Here is a 21,220-nt window from a genome sequence, read left to right on the forward strand (position 1 = left end):
AAATTTTTTTGCACGAAATCTTCTTCTTTTTCTTGTATAATTGAACCTTAACATAGGATGTATTTAAATTTATCTAGCCTTAAATCTGTTATATTACTTTGGCTAAATTGAACCTTAACATAGGATGTATTTAAATAGGCTTAGGAAAGGCAATTCCTGCATCTTTACAGATATTGAACCTTAACATAGGATGTATTTAAATCCTTTTGGCATTGCATTTCTTCTATCCTCTATATTAATTGAACCTTAACATAGGATGTATTTAAATACACTTTTCTTTTCAATTCCCCATCTATAGTAGGAACATTGAACCTTAACATAGGATGTATTTAAATACTTTGGGAATAATATCTGTCAACTGTTCGTTGACTATTGAACCTTAACATAGGATGTATTTAAATTAAATTTTTGTATCTGATTAGTTTGTTCCCCAAATATTGAACCTTAACATAGGATGTATTTAAATATCTTTAAAACTCATACCACTACTAATCAAACTAGTATATTGAACCTTAACATAGGATGTATTTAAATCTTCTAAGGTCTTTTTCTCCTTGCTTACCTATTATGATTGAACCTTAACATAGGATGTATTTAAATGTGGTTATATTTTTTCCATTTTCTTTAGTGCATATAAATTGAACCTTAACATAGGATGTATTTAAATCCATTTTTATTTGCTCCATTTTGAGCACCTTGAGCCATATTGAACCTTAACATAGGATGTATTTAAATATCGAGAAAGCTCCCGACTGTGCACCTTCAATTAGATTGAACCTTAACATAGGATGTATTTAAATTTTTTATGATATGTCAACAGCAATAGCTACAACAATATTGAACCTTAACATAGGATGTATTTAAATTCTTTCGCCATCTTACTTACCATCTGTATCTGAATATTGAACCTTAACATAGGATGTATTTAAATGAAGATGAATGGTTAAAAAATCGAGTTAGATATCCTATTGAACCTTAACATAGGATGTATTTAAATATGAATGGATTTGATGGAAAAGTATTTAGATACTAATTGAACCTTAACATAGGATGTATTTAAATGTATATGAGGACACCAAGAATTTCACAGAAGAAAAATTGAACCTTAACATAGGATGTATTTAAATTTATCAAAGAAAGCCTCGGCAGAGTAAAACCTTCCTATTGAACCTTAACATAGGATGTATTTAAATTTGAAGTTAAAATTTGGTTTGTAGTTTCTAAAATCTATTGAACCTTAACATAGGATGTATTTAAATTTCTTCTTAGATGTTTCAACAGAAGAAATGAATTCAATTGAACCTTAACATAGGATGTATTTAAATATGTTTGAACGGTAGAATTAAAACAGCAGGAGGATTATTGAACCTTAACATAGGATGTATTTAAATCCAGACGAACCCGTTTCTCTTTGCAGTAGAGCAAACATTGAACCTTAACATAGGATGTATTTAAATTTTGCTTAGAGTTATAGTGTTTACATCTAAGAAAGTATTGAACCTTAACATAGGATGTATTTAAATCTTCCTGCATAATCACTTAGCATTTCGTTTATCATATTGAACCTTAACATAGGATGTATTTAAATAAGTTAAGAAAGGGGGATGTAATATGAGTACTATGGATTGAACCTTAACATAGGATGTATTTAAATTAGGCAGTCTCTACAAACTCAGTTAGGTATACTTGAATTGAACCTTAACATAGGATGTATTTAAATCGTCGAATATATCTCTGAATTTAACATTAATCATATATTGAACCTTAACATAGGATGTATTTAAATACTGTTGACTAGGAATAGTTAGTAGTATAACAGAAAATTGAACCTTAACATAGGATGTATTTAAATGTTTTACTTGCTATTGTATTATCCGTATATTGACTAATTGAACCTTAACATAGGATGTATTTAAATTCATTAACTTTTACTCCTAGTCTGCAAATCATATTAATTGAACCTTAACATAGGATGTATTTAAATACGGGTGTCCTAGTCTTAGCCTCCGCAACTACAAATTGAACCTTAACATAGGATGTATTTAAATCTATCTCCAACTGATACTTTATCGTCTGCATAATAAATTGAACCTTAACATAGGATGTATTTAAATAATTTTTCGGCAAGTCCATTAATAAATCCTAATGCATTGAACCTTAACATAGGATGTATTTAAATAGACAAATATGATGCTAGGAAAGTAAAATATCAACATTGAACCTTAACATAGGATGTATTTAAATCTGGATGCATATCTCTTACTAATACCAGTTGCTTTATTGAACCTTAACATAGGATGTATTTAAATGATTTTCCACCAACAAAACCATTCTCTATTCCAGTAATTGAACCTTAACATAGGATGTATTTAAATATATGAACAACTATGGAATAAGATGTTAAATAACAAATTGAACCTTAACATAGGATGTATTTAAATTAATTCCTACACATACAAATTTAGCTGACTCTACCCATTGAACCTTAACATAGGATGTATTTAAATAAGTTTATTTGCTTAATCTTATTCTCGTATTCTTCATTGAACCTTAACATAGGATGTATTTAAATATACAGAACACTGTTAAATTAGTTTCTAAACTACTTAAATTGAACCTTAACATAGGATGTATTTAAATCAGAACGACCCATAAGAGTTGCTATAATTGCACCTATTGAACCTTAACATAGGATGTATTTAAATGGTACATCGGCGTAAGTATAAGTTCCATTTAGAATATTGAACCTTAACATAGGATGTATTTAAATAAATACAATGTGATATCGTAACCTTTTCTCCATGAAATTGAACCTTAACATAGGATGTATTTAAATTTTTTTAAGTGATTTAACATATTAACATCTCCCCTTAATTGAACCTTAACATAGGATGTATTTAAATTTGTTATTAATTTTCTGATTAATTAAGCTATTTATCATTGAACCTTAACATAGGATGTATTTAAATCCACTTGCATATAAGTCGAATATATATTTAATTAATTGAACCTTAACATAGGATGTATTTAAATTAGCTTCCTAACTTATTAGTTTTATTAAGAAAATATATTGAACCTTAACATAGGATGTATTTAAATTGCCTAAAAGTGTGTCTTTGACTTCCTTGTTCATTTATTGAACCTTAACATAGGATGTATTTAAATGGCTTAGTCTTCAACTCTCCATCTTCTAGCCATGTTATTGAACCTTAACATAGGATGTATTTAAATACTGTAAAATGCCAAGATACATACTTATCACATGCATTGAACCTTAACATAGGATGTATTTAAATACTGTAAAATGCCAAGATACATACTTATCACATGCATTGAACCTTAACATAGGATGTATTTAAATATTAGTCTCTTAATATATTTTAATACTGTATTCTTAGATTGAACCTTAACATAGGATGTATTTAAATTGTTTGGCCAAGGACTTGATACAACCACAGACAAGTATTGAACCTTAACATAGGATGTATTTAAATGCTATAGTCATCATTGGGTCGTCTCCTGCTAATTCATTGAACCTTAACATAGGATGTATTTAAATAATCCTAGTAGATTATCACCATCCACTTGAATTTTAATTGAACCTTAACATAGGATGTATTTAAATCCGTTAACTGTATATCCAAACGGTAGAATTGTGTAATTGAACCTTAACATAGGATGTATTTAAATGACAAGTTGTAAAACCTTGCCTGTTATGTATCTCTTATTGAACCTTAACATAGGATGTATTTAAATCAATGGTACCGGAATATATGCTAAAGATGGAAATGGATTGAACCTTAACATAGGATGTATTTAAATACAATCCTGTTTCACTAACTTCATCCCTAACACCATATTGAACCTTAACATAGGATGTATTTAAATGTCGAAGAATACCTCGGAGAAATCGACTTCTAAGTGATTGAACCTTAACATAGGATGTATTTAAATAAATGTGTTATGCTATTTATCCAGTAGTTAGGTTTGATTGAACCTTAACATAGGATGTATTTAAATTTTACACTGGTGCTTTTCTGCTCCTTATCTATTATAATTGAACCTTAACATAGGATGTATTTAAATTGGCATCCGTTACTTTCTTTTGGTAATCTTCTTGTAAATTGAACCTTAACATAGGATGTATTTAAATTTGCACTATGTATAGAGTTCAAAGATTGTAAAGGAAATTGAACCTTAACATAGGATGTATTTAAATTTTAAAGGTATATCAAGCATTAATGCATATTCGATTATTGAACCTTAACATAGGATGTATTTAAATGTAAGTTAGACTCAACATATGCTGTGTCAGGAGCTATTGAACCTTAACATAGGATGTATTTAAATTATACAATCTCTATTTCATCAACTCTTATTAGAGGGATTGAACCTTAACATAGGATGTATTTAAATCCGTAAAGAAAATAGCAAGCCATTCCATACATCGGATTGAACCTTAACATAGGATGTATTTAAATGCCTTTATGTCCCCGCCTATACCTAGTAGCTTTCCCTTATTGAACCTTAACATAGGATGTATTTAAATAGCCTAAAAAAAGTACTCCTACAAAAATAGACCCAAATTGAACCTTAACATAGGATGTATTTAAATAGATTATTATTGTCTATATCTTCTATACTTTGATTTATTGAACCTTAACATAGGATGTATTTAAATAAACAATCCTCACAGAACACCTCACCACATTCTTGAATTGAACCTTAACATAGGATGTATTTAAATTATGGAGGTACTTTATACAACCCACAAGGATATAAATTGAACCTTAACATAGGATGTATTTAAATAATTTAATGCGAAGTACTGATTTTAGAGATAAACAAATTGAACCTTAACATAGGATGTATTTAAATGCAAAATATGCTGCAAGAATGCATGAAGATATTTATATTGAACCTTAACATAGGATGTATTTAAGTACTATAATATATTAGCTAAAAGTATATTTACATAAATATAGATCGATTGAACTTAAAAATAATGGGAAAATACAAGTACATATGTTATTATATATTTATTAACCATAACAAGTAGTTGTATTTAAATATAAGTTGAATGAAACAATTTAACTTTTATTAACCATAACATTTGATGTAAAAATTTAATTATGACATTATTTTAGCAGTGTATTTGGTATAATATGATTATAAATTCAATAAGATGAATAAAACAATTTATAAAAGAGGTGGAGATGTGTCTAAACTGTCGATTCAGTTGAAATTATTAGATATATTATTAGATGAAGATATCCATAGTGGAAAAGAACTAGCAGAGGAATTAGAAATAAAAAATAGTACTATAAGATGGTATATAATGAATTTAATAATATCTGGATTCCAAATAGAATCTTTTAGAGGAAAGGGTGGGGGCTATAAACTAAATAAAAAAATGTGTGCAAATAATATTTTGAGACTAATAGAAAGCTGACATATTAACTTAAATACTCATAAAAACATAAAAGTATTTACAAAATAAAACAATAAGTATAAAATTAGGTATAAAGGGGGTGGTTAAATGAAGGTTTTTGAAATATCTATGTTAGTATTCTTACTAAAAGATATAAATTCAAAAGAAGCCTTTTCAAAGATAGGTGAGTTTATAGATAGTGGAATGGCTAAAAAAACAGAATTATTAGAATTACATAATACAAACACATACAAAAACTATTGTTTTTGTTCCTTGTTTCCACTAGAAAACGATAAAGTTTATAAGGCTGGAAATAGCTATACGATAAGAATAAGAACAGTTAATAATGAACTAGCCAAATTCTTTAATAATAAACTAGTAAATCATTATAATGATAATATAAAAGCTCTAACATCAACAATTAAAGTATTACCTAAGAGATATATTGAAAAAATTTATTCTATAACTCCTTCGATAATTAAGACAGATAAAGGATATTGGAAAGGAAATATCTCCCTAGATGACTTTGAAAGAAGGTTAAAGGAGAATCTGATAAAAAAATATAATTTATTAAACAATACAAAAATAAACGAAGATTTTCAGCTTTATACATCTGTAGAGTTTAACAATAAAAAGCCTATAGCAATAGAATATAAAGGTAAAAAAATACTTGGAGATAAGTTAACCATACATATTAGTGATGATGAGAAGGCTCAAGAACTGGCATATATGAGTCTAGGTACAGGGGTATTAGAAATGAATGCTAGAGGTGCTGGATATATGAACTTTAAGTGGTTATAAAAAGGCGGTGATAATGTGCTAAGCCAAGCTGTAGAGGTATTTAAAAAGGAGTACAAAAGATATGATGATGCTTTAGTTCTAGGTAATTACATTCCCGCGGATGGAACCTATGTAGTGGTTAAACCTGAAAATGATGGGTTTATTATAAAAGACACTGTGGATATAAAATTGGATAAAAAAACTAGAACTATAGATAGAAGTCAAAGTCAATATATGGATTTTATATATTTTGCTGATTACTATAGTAAAGTAACAGATATGAACAAGGCCATATTATCCAGTAAAGGTAAAGTGATACAGGGGAATAATTATTTATCTTTTATCATAAAAAAGGATAGTCTTACCAATGGCAAACTTACAGTTGAAATAATAGATAAGTACTATAGTTATTTGGAAGAGCCTAGATTAAAATATAGGAAAAAGCCTAAAGCTCTGGCATTATACGAAGTAGCTGAAGAGAAATTGGGAAAAGTAGATAAAAATAGATTAAATAAAATAAAGCTATGGATTAAGGAAAATTTATTTAAATCCTTTGAAGAATATACTGGTAAGGACTATTTGAAAATATTTTTTTATTACCCAAAGGAAGATTATAAAAAAGAAAGCGAAAGATATTTTATACCAAACATATATAATAATAATGCTTATAATCAAAAATCAGGCAATAATATATATGGGTTACCTAATGATAATATGGGGTTAAATTCAAAAAAGCCATATTTAGAAAACAAAACTCGAAAAGTAAAAATCCCCTATTTAATTGACCAAGAAGAAGTTATGTATCAAAAGAAATTTTTTGATTATTTAATGAATCAAGCTTCTAGTGGTAAAGTCAACATATATATTGGCGAAGAAATTGATTCATTGAGCAATAAAGAACATAAAGATGAAAAGTTCAGTGGAATGTTCATGAGAATAAAGAAAGGTAAGGAAGTAGAAATTTTAGACTATGATATTATCTCTAATTATAACCCGAAGTTAGATGGAATTTTTGAGTATAAAAATATATTAGGAATGGATTATGCTAAATTAAAAGCAAGCTATGGGAATATTAAAAGGTTAGAAACAATGCATAAGGTTATAAATGAGGTTCTATTTAGCAAGTTTTTAAGCTCTAATTACTTTACCGAACCAAAGGACATATCAACAAATGATAATACATTAAAATCCAATATACTGATGTGTAGAATTGCACTGTTTAATTGGTTTTTTAAAGGAAATGGGAAAAACATATGGATGTTACTTAATAAAGCATCATTAAGTTTAGTAAAAGGATCTATTAAAAATGGATATATGACAAAAGCAGCTGATCAGTTCAATTTAAGGCTATCTCTAAAAAAATATTTTAAAGGAGGGGAAGAAATGGCAGATGTTATCCTTGAGATCAAAGATAACTTAAGAAGTAAAATTTCACAGAAAAGCACCAGTTGTATAGAAAGTGATAGAGAGTACTTCTTTGCAGTAGGACAACTAGTTAGTTTTTTTATATCTAGAAGTAAGGGAAAGAAAAAGCCCCTATCATTGGCTAACCCATTTATTAATGCTAAAGGAGATAAAGTTATAAAGGAAAAATTAAAGGGATTATATAAAAAATATAACTATGACATTGAAAGTTATAATTATAAATTTAAGGGCTTATATGCTATGGTTATGTCTTATGAGTTAAATAATGACATTGATGAAGATATAATTATTGCAGGTTTCTTACATAGTAATCTGTTATACGAAAGAACAGAAATCAATGGGGAGGTAGAGGATGATGAATAAAAGAGTTTATGGAATTATTGGAATATCGTCAGTGATGGCTAATTGGAATGCGGACTTTACAGGATACCCTAAAACTGTATCTACAGGAGAAATTTTTGGAAGTGATAAAGCTTTAAAATACCCTATAAAAAGAATGTGGGAAAATCAAGGGGAAAAAGTTTTATATATAAAATCTATGAAACTATCAGAAGGTAAGAAGGGTCAAGTTACATTAGTTCCTAGATCTTTAAAGGAGAGATATGAATATCTTTTTGATGAACCTGACTTAAAAAAATGCAAAGATAGTAAGAAGGTTTTGACTAACTTATTCTCGGCTACAGATGTTAAAAATTTTGGAGCTACTTTTGCTGAAGAGGGGAATAATATATCGATTACAGGAGCAGTTCAAATAGGTCAAGGGTTCAATAAATATGAAGACTCCTATGCAGAAGAACAACAAATCCTATCTCCATTTAGAGATGCTTCAATTAAAGGAAATAAAAAAGCGGATCAAGAAGATGCAAAAAATTCTACTTTAGGTACTAAAATAGTAAGTAATGAGGCCCATTATTTTTATCCCTTTACTATTAATCCGTTAGCATACAAAGAGTTTATAAACCTTGGTGTTACTGATGGCTATTCAGAAGAAGATTTTAATAAGTTTAAAGAGGCAGCATTATGTTCTGCAACTTCTTTTGCAACAAATGCTAAAGTCGGATGTGAAAATGAGTTTGCATTATTCGTTGAAACTGAAAGGAATACATATCTCCCTAACCTTTCAGAATATATAGAATTTAAAAAGGGTGAAGGAAACAATAAAATAACTCTAAACTGTGGAAATCTATTGAATTCCTTGGGGGAGAAGGTGTTATCTATAGAAGTTTATTATAACCCATATACTACAGAGATTAATACAGATATAGAAAATGCTAAGGAATATAATATATTTACAAAACAAGAGGTGTAAAGTATGGAGGTTATTAAATTTACTCTAAAGGGGAGAACGGGTTTCTTTAAGAAGCCCGATGTTAATAGTTATCTATATTTCACATACGGAAATATTCATAAAGTGGCTCTCCTTGGTATATTTGGAGCAATACTAGGATATAGAGGATATAATCAAATGAGCTTTAAATCAAAATACAAGAAAGATTTTAAAGAGATAGAGAAAGAAAATAATGAAGTTTATCCCGAATTTTATGAAAGGTTAAAACACTTAAAGGTCGGAATTGTGTCTAAGGAAGTTAGTATAAAGAAGAAAATACAGGTTTTTAATAATTCGGTGGGATATGCATCTAAAGAAAAAGGTGGAAATTTAATTGTGAAAGAGCAGTGGCTAGAAAAGCCAAATTGGGACATCTATATAGCCATTGAAGATGATGAAGGAAAAAAGTTAGCCAAGGCATTAATGGATAGGAGTTTTGTCTATATACCTTATTTAGGGAAAAATGATCATTTAGCAGATATAGAAAATATTGAGTTAATATCAGATGTTAAAGAAGTAAGTTCAATAATTAACATTAACAGTTTGTTTTTAAAAGACGATTTTGAAATAGTTGAAAAAGATGACTTTGATGAGTTTACTAATTTAGAAAAAAAGACTCCTACATTTAAATATGAAGAAAAGTTACCAATTACCTTGGATAAATCCACTAATAAGTATGAACTAAGAACTTTCATATACACAAATGAAAATCTGAAGAAAATAGGGGATGCTTCTGTGTATGATGTAAAAGATAAAAATATAGTATTTATTTAAAAGAGGAGGTTGAAAAACCTCCTTAAATCATAGGAAAAGGTGAGTTTTATGTATTTTGATTGTGATAAAAAGATAAATGTGTCTAATTTGCTAAATAATAGATATCTAATATATGCCCATATAAAAGATGGTAGAAATGAAAGATTGGAAGAACACATAGATCGTTGCTTAAAATATTTTTATAAAATTATTGAAGACAAAGGATTTGAAGAAATTTTTGAACAGATAGAACGGGAGATTTTTAAAGACATTTCCCTAAAGGGAAAAGAAATATTTAGAGAAATGATTTTAAATACAGTCACATTACATGATATAGGAAAAGTAAACTCCTATTTTCAGAAAAAGAAACTACAAAATGACCTAAAACTAAGAAACTGTGGAAAATATAAAAATTCTAACCATTCCATGTTATCGTCTATTATCTATATCGATATATATTTCCCTAAAATAAGGAAGTTTACAAAGGTAGAAAGAGATTTACTTCTTGACTTTATGATGTTAAATGCCTATATAATATCAAGACATCATGGTAGTTTGAATTCTTGGGAACAATTCAAAGAAAAGTTTGATTTAGATGGAGAAGGAGAAAAATTAATTGTAGAACAAAAGGATCTATTTGAAGATACCCTTAATAGTAAGTTAAATATTACTGTAGAACATATAAGGACAATATTAGACATAATAAAAGAAAATAACGAAAAGCATACCAAAGAGCAGTTGGTGTATAAGTATATTTATACAAGAATTATTCTATCTATATTAATAGCTTGTGATTTTTACTCAACATCGGAGTTTATGGATGGGGTTGAAATAAATGATATAGGGATTATAAATGATATAGAAGAATTTTATGATGTATTTAAAAAGGGGGAAATATATAAATCAATTAGAAATTATGAGAAAGAACAATATGGGAAGAAAAAAGACTTTACTAATATAAAGGATATAAACATATTAAGAAATGAAATGTTTTTAGATGCAGAAAAAAAACTTGATGATAATATGGAATCAAATATTTTTTATTTAGAAGCTCCAACGGGTAGTGGTAAAAGTAATGTGGCTACAAATCTAAGTTTTAAGTTACTACAAGAAGATAAAAGTAAAAATAAGATATTCTATGTTTACCCCTTCAATACTTTAGTGGAACAAAATATAAATACTCTAGAAAAGGTATTTGAAAAGGAAAAGGATATATTCAACAAAATAGCAGTAATCAATTCAATAGAGTCAATAAAAGTTGATAAAAAAATTAATGAAAGTGAAAATTCAAACCTAGAGTATTATAAAAGAGCTTTACTAAACAAACAATTTTTGAATTATCCAATGGTTTTAACAACCCATGTTACAATTTTCAAGTATCTATTTGGAACATCAAAAGAAGATATTTTTCCCCTTCATCAGTTAGCAGGTAGCGTAATAGTATTAGATGAGATTCAAAGTTATAGAAACTTGATATGGGGAGAGATAATTACCTTGTTAACTTGTTATGCAAAAATATTAAATATAAAGATAATCATAATGTCTGCTACCTTACCAGAATTAGATAAGTTATCTCTTTCAACAGGTAATACTGTAAAATTAATTGAAGATAGAAGAAAATATTTTGAAAACCCTATTTTTAAGGATAGAGTAAATGTAGATTATTCTTTATTACAAAGTCAAAATATAGAAGATGATTTATATAACCATGTGAAGGAGAAAAGTTATAAAGGCAAAAAAATACTTATTGAGTTTATAAGTAAAAATTCAGCATATGAATTCTACAATAGATTAAAAGAAGATATGGAAATATTATGTGATGTGGAGCTTATGAGTGGTGATGACAATATAGCTGAAAGGGATAGAATTATAAAAAGGGTTAAAGATAAAGACTCTTTAATATTAGTAGCAACACAGGTTGTAGAGGCTGGGGTAGATATAGATATGGACATAGGATATAAAAATATATCGATGTTAGATAGTGAAGAACAGTTTCTTGGAAGGATAAATAGGTCTTGTAAAAAAGAAGGGTCAATAGTTTACTTCTTTAAAATAGATGAAGCTAAAAGAGTATATAAAGATAGAGTAACATCCCATAGTGATATAAGAATAAATAAGGATATAACATTAGAAAATGAAAGCATTAGAAATATTTTAAGAGATAAAAATTTTAGTAAATTTTATGGTCTTGTAATTGAAAGACTAAAAAATCTAACAAGTGGGCTCAATGATTTAAATATAGAGGATTTCTTTAATAGAGAAATTAAAAATCTGGATTTCAAAAAAACAGAAGAAAAGTTGAGATTAATACAAGATAATGAAAGTAAAATATCTGTTTACTTAAGCAGTAACATTATAGTAAATGATGAGGAGCTAAATGGAGAAGATATATGGTATACATATAAAAAGCTATTACTAAACAAGACCATGGATTATTCTGAAAGAAGAGTGAAATTATCAGAAATCAGATCTGAAATGAACAATTTCATATATGAAATAAGGTGGAACTATGATTTTCCATATAATGATAGACTAGGAGAACTTTATTTTATAGAAGACGGAGACAAATATTTTAAAGAAGGTAAATTAGATAAAGAAAAATTTATTAGCGGGATAGGAGATTTTATATAATGAGAATTAATGGTACTTTAATAAATTATTATTTTCATTGTAAAAGACAATGTTATCTCCATGGTAATAGACTTAATCTTGAGGATAATAGTGAAAATGTAAAGATAGGAAAAGCTATACACAAAGAAAAGGAAACTAAAGGTAAAAACCATGAAATTGCAATAGAGAATATAAAAATCGATAAGCTCACAGAGGAATATTTAACAGAAATAAAAAAATCCGATGCTGATGTAGAAGCTTGTAAATGGCAACTGATATTTTATTTAAAAGTTTTAAAAGATAAGGGGATAAATAGAAAGGGGAAACTAGAATTTATTGAAAAGAAAAAAGGGAATAATAAGGTTCTATATTTTGAACTTAATGATGAATTATTAAGAGAATTAAATTACTACATAAATAAAATAGAAAATTTAATAAAAAGTGATGAAATTCCAAAGTCTTTAAATAAACCAAAATGCAAGAAATGTGCCTATTATGAATACTGTTACATTTAGGAGGGAAAGAAATACAAATGGGTAGCACAAGGTATATAACATCTATGGGGGAGTTAACTAGAAAAGATAACTCCTTATGTTTTAGAAAAAATGGTAAGAATGTATACATACCAGTAGAAAATACAAAGGAAATATATTGTTTAAATGAAGTAAGTATAAACTCTAAACTTTTAGATTTTTTATCTAGAAATAATATTGTTGTTCATTTTTTTAACTATTATGAAGGGTATAGTGGAAGCTTTTATCCTAGGGATCAGTATATTAGTGGGAAACTTCTAGTTAAGCAAGTAGAAACTTTTAATAATAGAAGGTTAGATGTGGCCAAATCTATTGTAAAAGGTACAGGGAATAACATAGCAGAAGTATTATATCATTATTATAAACATAACAAGAAAGAAGTTAAGGGGACTATTGATTGGATAAGGGGAGGGTTTCTTCAAGGTATAGAGAAAAGTAATAATATAAAACAACTTATGGCTGCAGAAGGGGAGCTATGGCATAGATTTTATGGTGAGTTTAAAAATATATTACTTGATGATTTTATAATGAATAAAAGGGTAAAGCGACCGCCAGATAATCCTATTAATGCTTTGATATCTTTTGGGAATTCTTTATTATATACAAAAACAATATCTGCTATATATAGAACTCATTTGGACCAAAGAATTAGCTTTCTACATGAACCTTCAGAGGGAAGATTTTCTTTAAGTCTAGATATAAGTGAAGTCTTTAAACCTGTTATTGTATATAAGACTATATTTCATTTAGTGAATAATAGAAAATTGCAGGTAGCTAAACATTTTCAAAGAAAGGTAAATTATTGTTTATTAAATGAAGAGGGAAGAAAAACTTTTATACAAGAATTTGAAAAACGTTTGGAATCTGTATTTGCCCATCCTAGATTAAAAAGGAAAGTTAGTTATAGGACAGCAATTAAATTAGACTGCTATAAGTTAATTAAATTTATAATGGAAGATAAAGATTTTGTTCCGTTTAATCTTAAGGAGAAGATATAATGAAAAGAAATTTAAACTATAATTATGCATTTGTTTTTTATGATGTAAATGAAAAAAGGGTTCAGAAAGTGTTTAAAGTGTGTAAAAAATATTTATCCCACTTTCAGAAATCAGTTTTTAGAGGAGAAATAACTCCATCTAAATTAATTTCATTGAGGGGAGATTTAAATAGTGTAATTAATGAGAAAGAAGATTTTATATGCATCATAAAGTTATTAAATGATAGTATATTTGATGAGGAAATCCTAGGCTATCAGAATAATAATACTGGAGAAGATTTGATAATTTAATTTTATACTGAATCTTAACATGAGATGTGCTTTTATAATATATCACTATATATGATTTAAGAAGATAAATACGTGATTATATTAATAAAAATAAAATAGCGAGGGATAAAAAATGAATATAAAAGATTTTGAACAACATATTGACTCTAAAATTCTAAACAGAGGATATGATTACTATGATAATGGAAATATAATAGAAATATATGAACAAGGGGAAGATGAGTATACTTTTATAATTGAAGGAAGAGAAGATTATGAAGTAACTGTAAAATTAGATGACAAAGGGGATATTGTTTACTCATATTGCAATTGTCCCTATAACTTTGGGCCTGTATGTAAGCATGAAGTAGCAACTTATTTTCAGCTATTTGAGATTTTTAATAGTAAAAATCTCAGTGAAAAAATTACAAACGATATAGTAAAGCGACCAAAAATAGAGGAAATCCTAAATAGCCTTTCTAAAGATGAATTAGTAAACATTATAATAGATATTACAAAAGAAGATAGTACTTTAAAGAATAAAATTATCTTTAAATACTCAAAGGATGAAGGTGAAGACGGAATAGAAAGATGCAAGAAATTGATGGAATCCATAATAAGAAAATATATGACTAGGGAAGGTTATATTCTATATAGAGAAACTTATGGATTTATAAACGATATGGAAATTTTATTAGAGAAAATGAAAGATACGAAAGATAAGATATCAGCTTTAGAGATTGGATTTTTATTACTGGAAGAGCTAATAGAATCTTTTCAATATGCAGATGATTCCGGTGGAGTGATAGGTTCCTTAATAATTGAAATAATAGACAGTATGGAAGAAGTTATAATGAAATCTAAAAGTTTAGATAGAAGTATAAGGGAAAAAATGTTTGAAAAATTATTGACTCAGGTAGATAATAGGGTTTTTGAAGGTTGGGAAGATTACCGTATAGATATAATAGCAATATGTGCTGAGTTTGCAGATGTTAAACCATTTAGGGATAGATTGTTAAACAAAATAAAATCTTGGGTTGATAAAAATAATGATGATCAATATAAAAAATATAGCAGTGAAAGAATGCTTATGATACTATACAATATAATACAACAATATGGAGAGCAAAATGAAGCAGAAAGATTTATAAAAGATAATCTTAAATTTTCTTCATTTAGAGAACTATTAATAGAAAAATATATGGAAAAAGAAAATTATAATAAGGTTATAGAGTTAGCATTGGATGGAGAAAAAAATGATAAACACTTTAGAGGCCTAGTCTCAAAATGGAAGGAACTAAGATATGTAGCTTACAAAAAACTTCTACTGAAACAAGAACAGGAAAAATTGGCGAAGGAATTATTTTTTAGTGGAGAATATGAGTATTATAAGGAATTAAAGGAGTTACATAAGGGTAATGAAGAAGAGCTTTATAATGCTCTAAAACAAGAACTGAAAAGTTCTAATGGATGGCATAGAAGAGATATTTATCTTAAGCTTATAGTTGATGAAAAAGACTTGGAGGAAATAATGGAGTACGTTAGACAAAATCCAATGGCTATAGAAAATTATTCTGATATGTTGATAGATCAGTATGAGGATGAGGTAGTAAATATTTATAATAATATGATAATGTCCGCTGCAGATTTGTCTAATAATAGGAAAAGATATCAAGAAGTTTGTAGAAAAATTAAAAGATATAGAAAAATAGCAGGGGATAAAAAAGCTAATAAAATTATAGAAAAATTAAGGAAACTTTATAAAAGAAGACCTGCATTTTTAGATGAACTTGGTAAAATTTAATTATAAAAAATATAAATAGATAAAAGTTAATAGTAGGGAAAAAGATTATACTTACTAACAGATATAATTTTGTGTGTTATATTAGTCTTTAAAGAAAATTAAGAGGTTGATACGGGGGAGATAGCATATGTTGTTACCAGTAGTAATAGGCTTTTCAATAAGTTTAATAAGCATCATAATAATAGGTTTTCTTGAAAAGACAAAAAAGTTAAAAGAAAGAAGTAAAATATATATGTTAATTGGAGTTATAGGAGTTTATATCCCCATATTTGCAGCTTGTGGATATTATTTTTATATGAAAACAGATACATTAAAAGGAGCTATAATTGTAATAAGTGGAGTTTATATATGTTTAATTTTATTGGAATTATTTAATAGAGTATGGGGTGAAAAAAAGTATAATTATGTGACCTTTGCAATTGTAGTGTTAACTTGTTATTTTATTATTAATTATATAACATCTTATATGCTATCAAAGTCAGATAAAAACCTTTTTATAATAGTTGCTGGCTTTATTTTAGGGGGTAAAATAATAGATAACTGTAAGAATAAGAAAAAATTAATTATTTCAGGGATAATAGTTATGGCAATTGTTATAATAGAACCTTTAAATTATATAGATAGTTTAAAAAAATATGATAAAGTAGAAAGTACAGCTATAGAGTATGTAGAAAGCATAGACTATCCTATAGAAGATGATTATAAAATAATTAGGTGGAATGACTCTATAAGAAATAAACCAATTAGTTTATCTATTATCCAAAAGAAGTCAGAGGATAAGGATGGAACTATAGAGCATATTAAAATGACCTACTTCAATGGAAAAATTATTAAGTTGGAGGAAAGGCCTTAGTTTAGATCTACTTAATAGAAATCTTAAGGAACTAAAAAATTTAAAAGACTATGGAGAAAAATATTACAATTTCCTCCATAGTCTTTTTATTTAGTATAGTTACTTATAAAGATTCATTAGTATAGATTCAAAATAATTTATCTGAAATATTATTCTTTAGTTATTTTTAATATTATAAACAAATCCAAGTACAGCTCCTGACAGACCTCCAATTATATGGGTCAGTTGTGAGATATTATCTTCGTTGACTATTCCGTTATAAACTTCTCGACCAATATACATTATTAAAACGAGAATAAAGGACAAAGGAACCTCACCGTCATCTTTTATACCAGATATAGAGCTTAAGACAATCATCATAAAGACCACCCCTGAAGCACCTAAAAGGGCTGTAGATGAAAATAACATATTAAATATGCCAGTCACAAGTGCTGTGATTAATATTGCTTCTGCAATTATAAATGATCCGTATTTTTCCTCGAGCATTGAACCTATGACTAATAGTAAACTAATATTATAGAACCAGTGTTGAAAATTTGCATGACCCAATACATGGGACACAGTTCTAAAGTATGTTAATGGAGACGTTAGAGAACTTTTATAATTACTAAAATATTTTATTACAAACTCTCCATCAGTTAATTGGCTAATTATCAAGACAATAAAGCTTAATAATGTAAAAGTGAGAATTATAGGTGAATTAAATTTGATTTTATTTAATTTAATTTTCATATCTATTATTAACTACCCATATTTATAGTTAATTTACCTCCTGACTATATAGTTAGTTATTATTATCAAGATTTTAGTTGCCAGAGCCTAGCTTATTTTTATAGTCATTTTGGAGTTCTTGCATTCTTTTAGTTCCTGTAATTCTTTTTTGTTTAGCTTCTTGTTGGATCTTTCTAGTTTCATCAATTCCCTGTACTATAGTTTGCCATGTTTTTTCAAGGGTTTCAATCTTAATAGAACTTCCAGAGGCTAATTCTGCTGTAAGTTTAGATTGAGTAGCAATATTTTGGGAATTTTTCAATAACAATTCGTTTGTTTTATCATCTAGTGCTTTCATAGCATTAGCTTGAATCGCTTGTCTTTTCAAAGTTATTGCTTGAATCATTGCATTTTTAAATATTGGAATAGTAATAATAAATGCTGAGTTAATTTTTCGGACTAAATTGTAGTTACCTTGTTGAATTAATTTGATCTGTGGCATTGTTTGTAGAGATACAGTTTTAGCTAGTTCTAAATCATAGACTCTTTGTTCCATCATTTCTAATGCTTTCATGCCATTTGACAAATTCATTTGATTAAGTTGATTAGGAGATTGATTAGCTTTCAATTGTAAATCTGGTATAACTTCATTTTTAACCCTCTCAATAACTAAATTTCCAGCTTGAATATATTTTTCTATTGTCTCATAGTATTCCATATTTTTGTTAAACATTTCTTCTAGCATAACATTTGAAGTGTTAATTTCTGATTCGTAATTACTTAATTCAACATAAACTTTATCTATTTCTGAACCCATTGTATGATACTTTTTAAATAAGTCTTCCATAGATTTTTTTGCTTTCTTAAATATTTTTTGTAATAGCCCAGTTTTTTCTTCTTTAAAATCTTTTATTTCAAATTTATCCATGATTTTATTTAATTGCTGAAGAAGATTTCCTGAATCTTCAACATTTGTAGTTTCTAAAGAGTGTAGTATTCTATCTGCAAATTTTGATATTTCTTGTGAAGTGTCCTGACCGAATTTAAGAACTGCTTGAGCATCTTTAATATCTAGTTGTTTAGATAAAGCTATGACTTCAGGTGAGTTTTGCACCTTTGATGCTATTTCATTAGTTTCCTTGTCTAAATTAACTGCATTTGGTTCACTTATTTGGCTTGTTAGTTGGTTATCCATTTTAATTCCTCCTAGACTTTGATATTATTTGTTTCTACCAAGTAGATTTGCTAAAAAAGATTTAGCTTTGTTTGTATTTAGAAAATTAAAATCTGGTAATTCTAGATCAAACCTAACTTCTTCTAGTTTATGAGTATCATAATACTTATTAAATATTTTGTCTTCGATATTATTGTATCCTGTTGGTGTTAGTACCAGTATGTCAAATCCTATTAAGTTTAAAAATGCTAAAACTATTGAATCTTCATCACTAAACATACTTTCATTATTATCATAAATTATTATCTTAGGTACTTTAAATGGGTAATCAAAGCGTTGTATTAATTTTAGTATGCTCTTATCCAGAGATAGAAGTGTCATAATTACTTTAATTTTAAATTCTTTATTCATATTCACTTTTAACATATCAGAGGATATTAATCTATTTATTTTATCTATAATAGTATCTTGTAAAGCCGTTTTTAAGTAAGAATATTTATAAGATTGATGTTCTAATAATCTCTTTTTATTTAGTCCATTTTCATTTATTAGAGAACTAGACGTATACATATCTGATGTTTTAAATGAAGATTTTGTAAATGGAACTTTGTCAAGAAATAATACTTGTTCAACTGATTTAAATTGTTTTATTTCATCCCAATATAAATTTAAATCATTATAGGTTCCACTTATCTTTGCAAATAAATTAGGTATATAAACAGTATCGCCTTCTACTTTAAAGCCAGTTCTCATTCTGGATTCCTCATTCCAAAGCAACTTTAATTCATCATATGTGGATTTTAATGTAACATGTGAAGTTTTATAAGATTCAAATTGCCAGTGTTGATATAAACCATCTTGGTCATTATGAATTATTCTAGAAATTTCTTGTGATGCCCTAAAAGCATTTGTTTCTACCCTTATGGTGACGTCCTCTTTAGGAAATTCTTTTATATTTATTTTATTTTTAAAATGTAATGCCTTAGAATGGAGCTCTTCTTTGTCTATTTTATCAAAAGTTGTGTCTGAATAAGGGTTTAAATATAACACATCAGCTCCCAGTTTTGACAAAAGAATCAGAAAATAAACTTCGTGTTTTTTAATATCTCCATAGTAAAGTATTTTTGGATTTTTTATTGGAGTATTTGTATCTTCATAATTAATACCCAATAAAAGTTTTCTAGTATATACGTTGGACCATATAAGTAACTTAAGACAAAAATTTTTTAATTTGTTTATATTTGTATTTTTTGATTTACTTAAGTATAAATCTAAAACTAATTTAAAATTTTTAATTAATGTATTATTCAATAATTCATTCTTTAAATCGGGAAATGATTTAGTTTCTATAAATTTTTTTATAATCATATCTGGGGTTGAATTATTTATGCTTTTAAATTTATCCCAAATACCTTTCGTTCTTCTGACTAACTCGGGGTCATGATTTAATGGTATGCTATCTGTAAATTTTATATAAAGATTGTTTAAAGAAGAGAGTTTTTTATCTAAGTTAAATAACATATGCCTATACTCATCTTCCTTTTTATCAGTACCAATATATCTATAAAAATAAATAGGTACAAATGGAGTAGAACCACTTATATATCCAGCTCTATGATTTAATGGTGTAAAAATATCTTCAAAGGGATTATTTGATTTTTTAGGTGATGTAAAAATAGAGTCTTTATTATCAATATCTAAGTTGCTATTTTGTGATTTAAAAGTGTTTTCTTTAATGTCTGTATTGATAGATACAGAATTACTACTGTTTTTTTTGTAGGAAGGAAATTTTTTTAGTTGACCCTCTTTTTTTAATTTAAAGACATTAGGTATTTCATATAATTGACCTTTTTTTTCGAAACCATTATTAAAGCATGGATTTATGTATAAAACATCTACCCCTAGATAATATAAATAAGTTAAGAAATATATCTCGTGCTTCTTTATGTTCCCATAAAATACAACCTTTGGATTTATAGTACTTTCTACGGAACTTCCTTTTAAATTACCAAATATTTTAGGAATATATTCATTTATCCAAGAAAAAATTTTCAAACAAAAGTTTTTTACTTTAGATATATTGATACTATTTTCATTATTAAAATATAACATTAATAAGTCAATAAAACTTTCTCGCACAGATGTAGCATATAAATTATTGTTTAACTTCGGATATACATTAATTTTTTTCAATTCCTTAAATAAATGATTTTTATTGCTGGGTAAAACAGGATTATATCTTTTCCAAATAGCCTCTGTTTTTAAAGAAATATCTTTATAATCATTTAATGGAATACCGTCTACAAACTTTAAATATAAACTTTGTAAGTCCATAAGTTTTTTGTCTAATTCTTTAAGTTCATTATAATAGACAGTCTCATTTTCGTTAATTCCAATATATTTATAATAATAGGTAGGGATAACTGGAGATTGTGCAACTTTATATCCAGCTCTTTTATTAATTGGTATAAATATATCATCTAATGGCTTGCTAGAATTTAACAAAGCTACTTTAATCATTTTTCTTATATCTAGCACCAAAGCTCCTCCTT

Annotated in this window: 14 protein-coding genes and 1 CRISPR repeat array (1 of these 15 running past the window's edge); of the genes, 11 read left to right on the plus strand and 3 right to left on the minus strand. The window is 27.2% G+C overall.

The genetic code is table 11. The features are described 5' to 3' along the window. A CRISPR array of direct repeats spans positions 1 to 4,944; the repeat unit is 30 nt; unit sequence ATTGAACCTTAACATAGGATGTATTTAAAT; it begins 1,208 nt to the left of the window's first position. A 274-nt stretch (positions 4,945 to 5,218) separates the two neighbouring features. The 11 genes from V6137_RS07430 to V6137_RS07480 all read left to right on the plus strand — a co-directional run bounded on the left by V6137_RS07430 (position 5,219) and on the right by V6137_RS07480 (position 16,783). Further along, entirely contained in the window at positions 5,219 to 5,452 is a 234-nt protein-coding gene (locus V6137_RS07430; RefSeq protein WP_425447269.1) for an HTH domain-containing protein, read from the plus strand. Positions 5,453 to 5,539: 87 nt separating this feature from the next. Further along, positions 5,540 to 6,232: a CRISPR-associated endoribonuclease Cas6 gene (gene cas6 / locus V6137_RS07435; protein WP_425447270.1), complete on the plus strand. Its 693-nt coding sequence runs from the start codon at positions 5,540 to 5,542 to the stop codon at positions 6,230 to 6,232. 15 nt (positions 6,233 to 6,247) lie between these two features. Continuing rightward, positions 6,248 to 7,999, plus strand: a complete 1,752-nt coding sequence (gene cas8b / locus V6137_RS07440) for a type I-B CRISPR-associated protein Cas8b/Csh1 (protein ID WP_425447271.1) — start codon at positions 6,248 to 6,250, stop codon at positions 7,997 to 7,999. Further along, complete coding sequence (locus V6137_RS07445; RefSeq protein WP_425447272.1) at positions 7,992 to 8,945, plus strand: type I CRISPR-associated protein Cas7; 954 nt, start codon at positions 7,992 to 7,994, stop codon at positions 8,943 to 8,945. Before cas8b ends, V6137_RS07445 begins: the two co-directional genes overlap by 8 nt. 3 nt (positions 8,946 to 8,948) lie before the next feature. Further along, entirely contained in the window at positions 8,949 to 9,737 is a 789-nt protein-coding gene (gene cas5b / locus V6137_RS07450; RefSeq protein ID WP_425447273.1) for a type I-B CRISPR-associated protein Cas5b, read from the plus strand. Between the two features lie 48 nt (positions 9,738 to 9,785). Then, positions 9,786 to 12,347, plus strand: a complete 2,562-nt coding sequence (gene cas3, locus V6137_RS07455; RefSeq protein ID WP_425447304.1) for a CRISPR-associated helicase Cas3' — start codon at positions 9,786 to 9,788, stop codon at positions 12,345 to 12,347. Next, positions 12,347 to 12,841, plus strand: coding sequence for a CRISPR-associated protein Cas4 (gene cas4 / locus V6137_RS07460; protein WP_425447274.1), 495 nt, complete (start codon positions 12,347 to 12,349; stop codon positions 12,839 to 12,841). The genes cas3 and cas4 overlap by 1 nt, the downstream gene beginning before the upstream one ends. 17 nt (positions 12,842 to 12,858) lie before the next feature. After that, a complete protein-coding gene (cas1b, locus tag V6137_RS07465; protein WP_425447275.1) occupies positions 12,859 to 13,857 on the plus strand; it encodes a type I-B CRISPR-associated endonuclease Cas1b in 999 nt (332 codons plus the stop codon). Further along, a complete protein-coding gene (cas2, locus tag V6137_RS07470) occupies positions 13,857 to 14,147 on the plus strand; it encodes a CRISPR-associated endonuclease Cas2 (RefSeq protein WP_425447276.1) in 291 nt (96 codons plus the stop codon). The genes cas1b and cas2 overlap by 1 nt, the downstream gene beginning before the upstream one ends. 112 nt (positions 14,148 to 14,259) lie before the next feature. After that, entirely contained in the window at positions 14,260 to 15,930 is a 1,671-nt protein-coding gene (locus tag V6137_RS07475; protein WP_425447277.1) for an SWIM zinc finger family protein, read from the plus strand. A 127-nt stretch (positions 15,931 to 16,057) separates the two neighbouring features. Next, on the plus strand, positions 16,058 to 16,783 hold the full coding sequence (locus V6137_RS07480; protein ID WP_425447278.1) for a hypothetical protein: 726 nt from the start codon (positions 16,058 to 16,060) through the stop codon (positions 16,781 to 16,783). A gap of 156 nt (positions 16,784 to 16,939) precedes the next feature. Here the strand turns inward: V6137_RS07480 and V6137_RS07485 are convergent, their stop codons facing one another. The 3 genes from V6137_RS07485 to V6137_RS07495 all read right to left on the minus strand — a co-directional run bounded on the left by V6137_RS07485 (position 16,940) and on the right by V6137_RS07495 (position 21,206). Then, entirely contained in the window at positions 16,940 to 17,515 is a 576-nt protein-coding gene (locus tag V6137_RS07485) for a rhomboid family intramembrane serine protease (protein ID WP_425447279.1), read from the minus strand. A 73-nt stretch (positions 17,516 to 17,588) separates the two neighbouring features. Then, positions 17,589 to 18,689 (minus strand): toxic anion resistance protein, encoded by a 1,101-nt coding sequence (locus tag V6137_RS07490; RefSeq protein ID WP_425447280.1) that lies wholly within the window; start codon positions 18,687 to 18,689, stop codon positions 17,589 to 17,591. A gap of 24 nt (positions 18,690 to 18,713) precedes the next feature. Continuing rightward, positions 18,714 to 21,206, minus strand: a complete 2,493-nt coding sequence (locus V6137_RS07495) for a YceG family protein (protein ID WP_425447281.1) — start codon at positions 21,204 to 21,206, stop codon at positions 18,714 to 18,716. Positions 21,207 to 21,220: the final 14 nt, after the last annotated feature.

It is taken from the genome of Dethiothermospora halolimnae, assembly GCF_037577855.1.
GTDB lineage: Bacteria > Bacillota > Clostridia > Tissierellales > VENL01 > Dethiothermospora > Dethiothermospora halolimnae.

What these genes read in the sequence shown, in the direction of transcription:
- cas6 (WP_425447270.1), top strand. Translation starts at nt 5,540, where the DNA reads ATGAAGGTTTTTGAAATATCTATGTTAGTATTCTTACTAAAAGATATA.
- V6137_RS07445 (WP_425447272.1), top strand. Translation starts at nt 7,992, where the DNA reads ATGAATAAAAGAGTTTATGGAATTATTGGAATATCGTCAGTGATGGCT.
- cas5b (WP_425447273.1), top strand. Translation starts at nt 8,949, where the DNA reads ATGGAGGTTATTAAATTTACTCTAAAGGGGAGAACGGGTTTCTTTAAG.
- cas3 (WP_425447304.1), top strand. Translation starts at nt 9,786, where the DNA reads ATGTATTTTGATTGTGATAAAAAGATAAATGTGTCTAATTTGCTAAAT.
- cas4 (WP_425447274.1), top strand. Translation starts at nt 12,347, where the DNA reads ATGAGAATTAATGGTACTTTAATAAATTATTATTTTCATTGTAAAAGA.
- cas1b (WP_425447275.1), top strand. Translation starts at nt 12,859, where the DNA reads ATGGGTAGCACAAGGTATATAACATCTATGGGGGAGTTAACTAGAAAA.
- cas2 (WP_425447276.1), top strand. Translation starts at nt 13,857, where the DNA reads ATGAAAAGAAATTTAAACTATAATTATGCATTTGTTTTTTATGATGTA.
- V6137_RS07475 (WP_425447277.1), top strand. Translation starts at nt 14,260, where the DNA reads ATGAATATAAAAGATTTTGAACAACATATTGACTCTAAAATTCTAAAC.
- V6137_RS07480 (WP_425447278.1), top strand. Translation starts at nt 16,058, where the DNA reads ATGTTGTTACCAGTAGTAATAGGCTTTTCAATAAGTTTAATAAGCATC.
- V6137_RS07485 (WP_425447279.1), bottom strand. Translation starts at nt 17,515, where the DNA reads ATGAAAATTAAATTAAATAAAATCAAATTTAATTCACCTATAATTCTC.
- V6137_RS07490 (WP_425447280.1), bottom strand. Translation starts at nt 18,689, where the DNA reads ATGGATAACCAACTAACAAGCCAAATAAGTGAACCAAATGCAGTTAAT.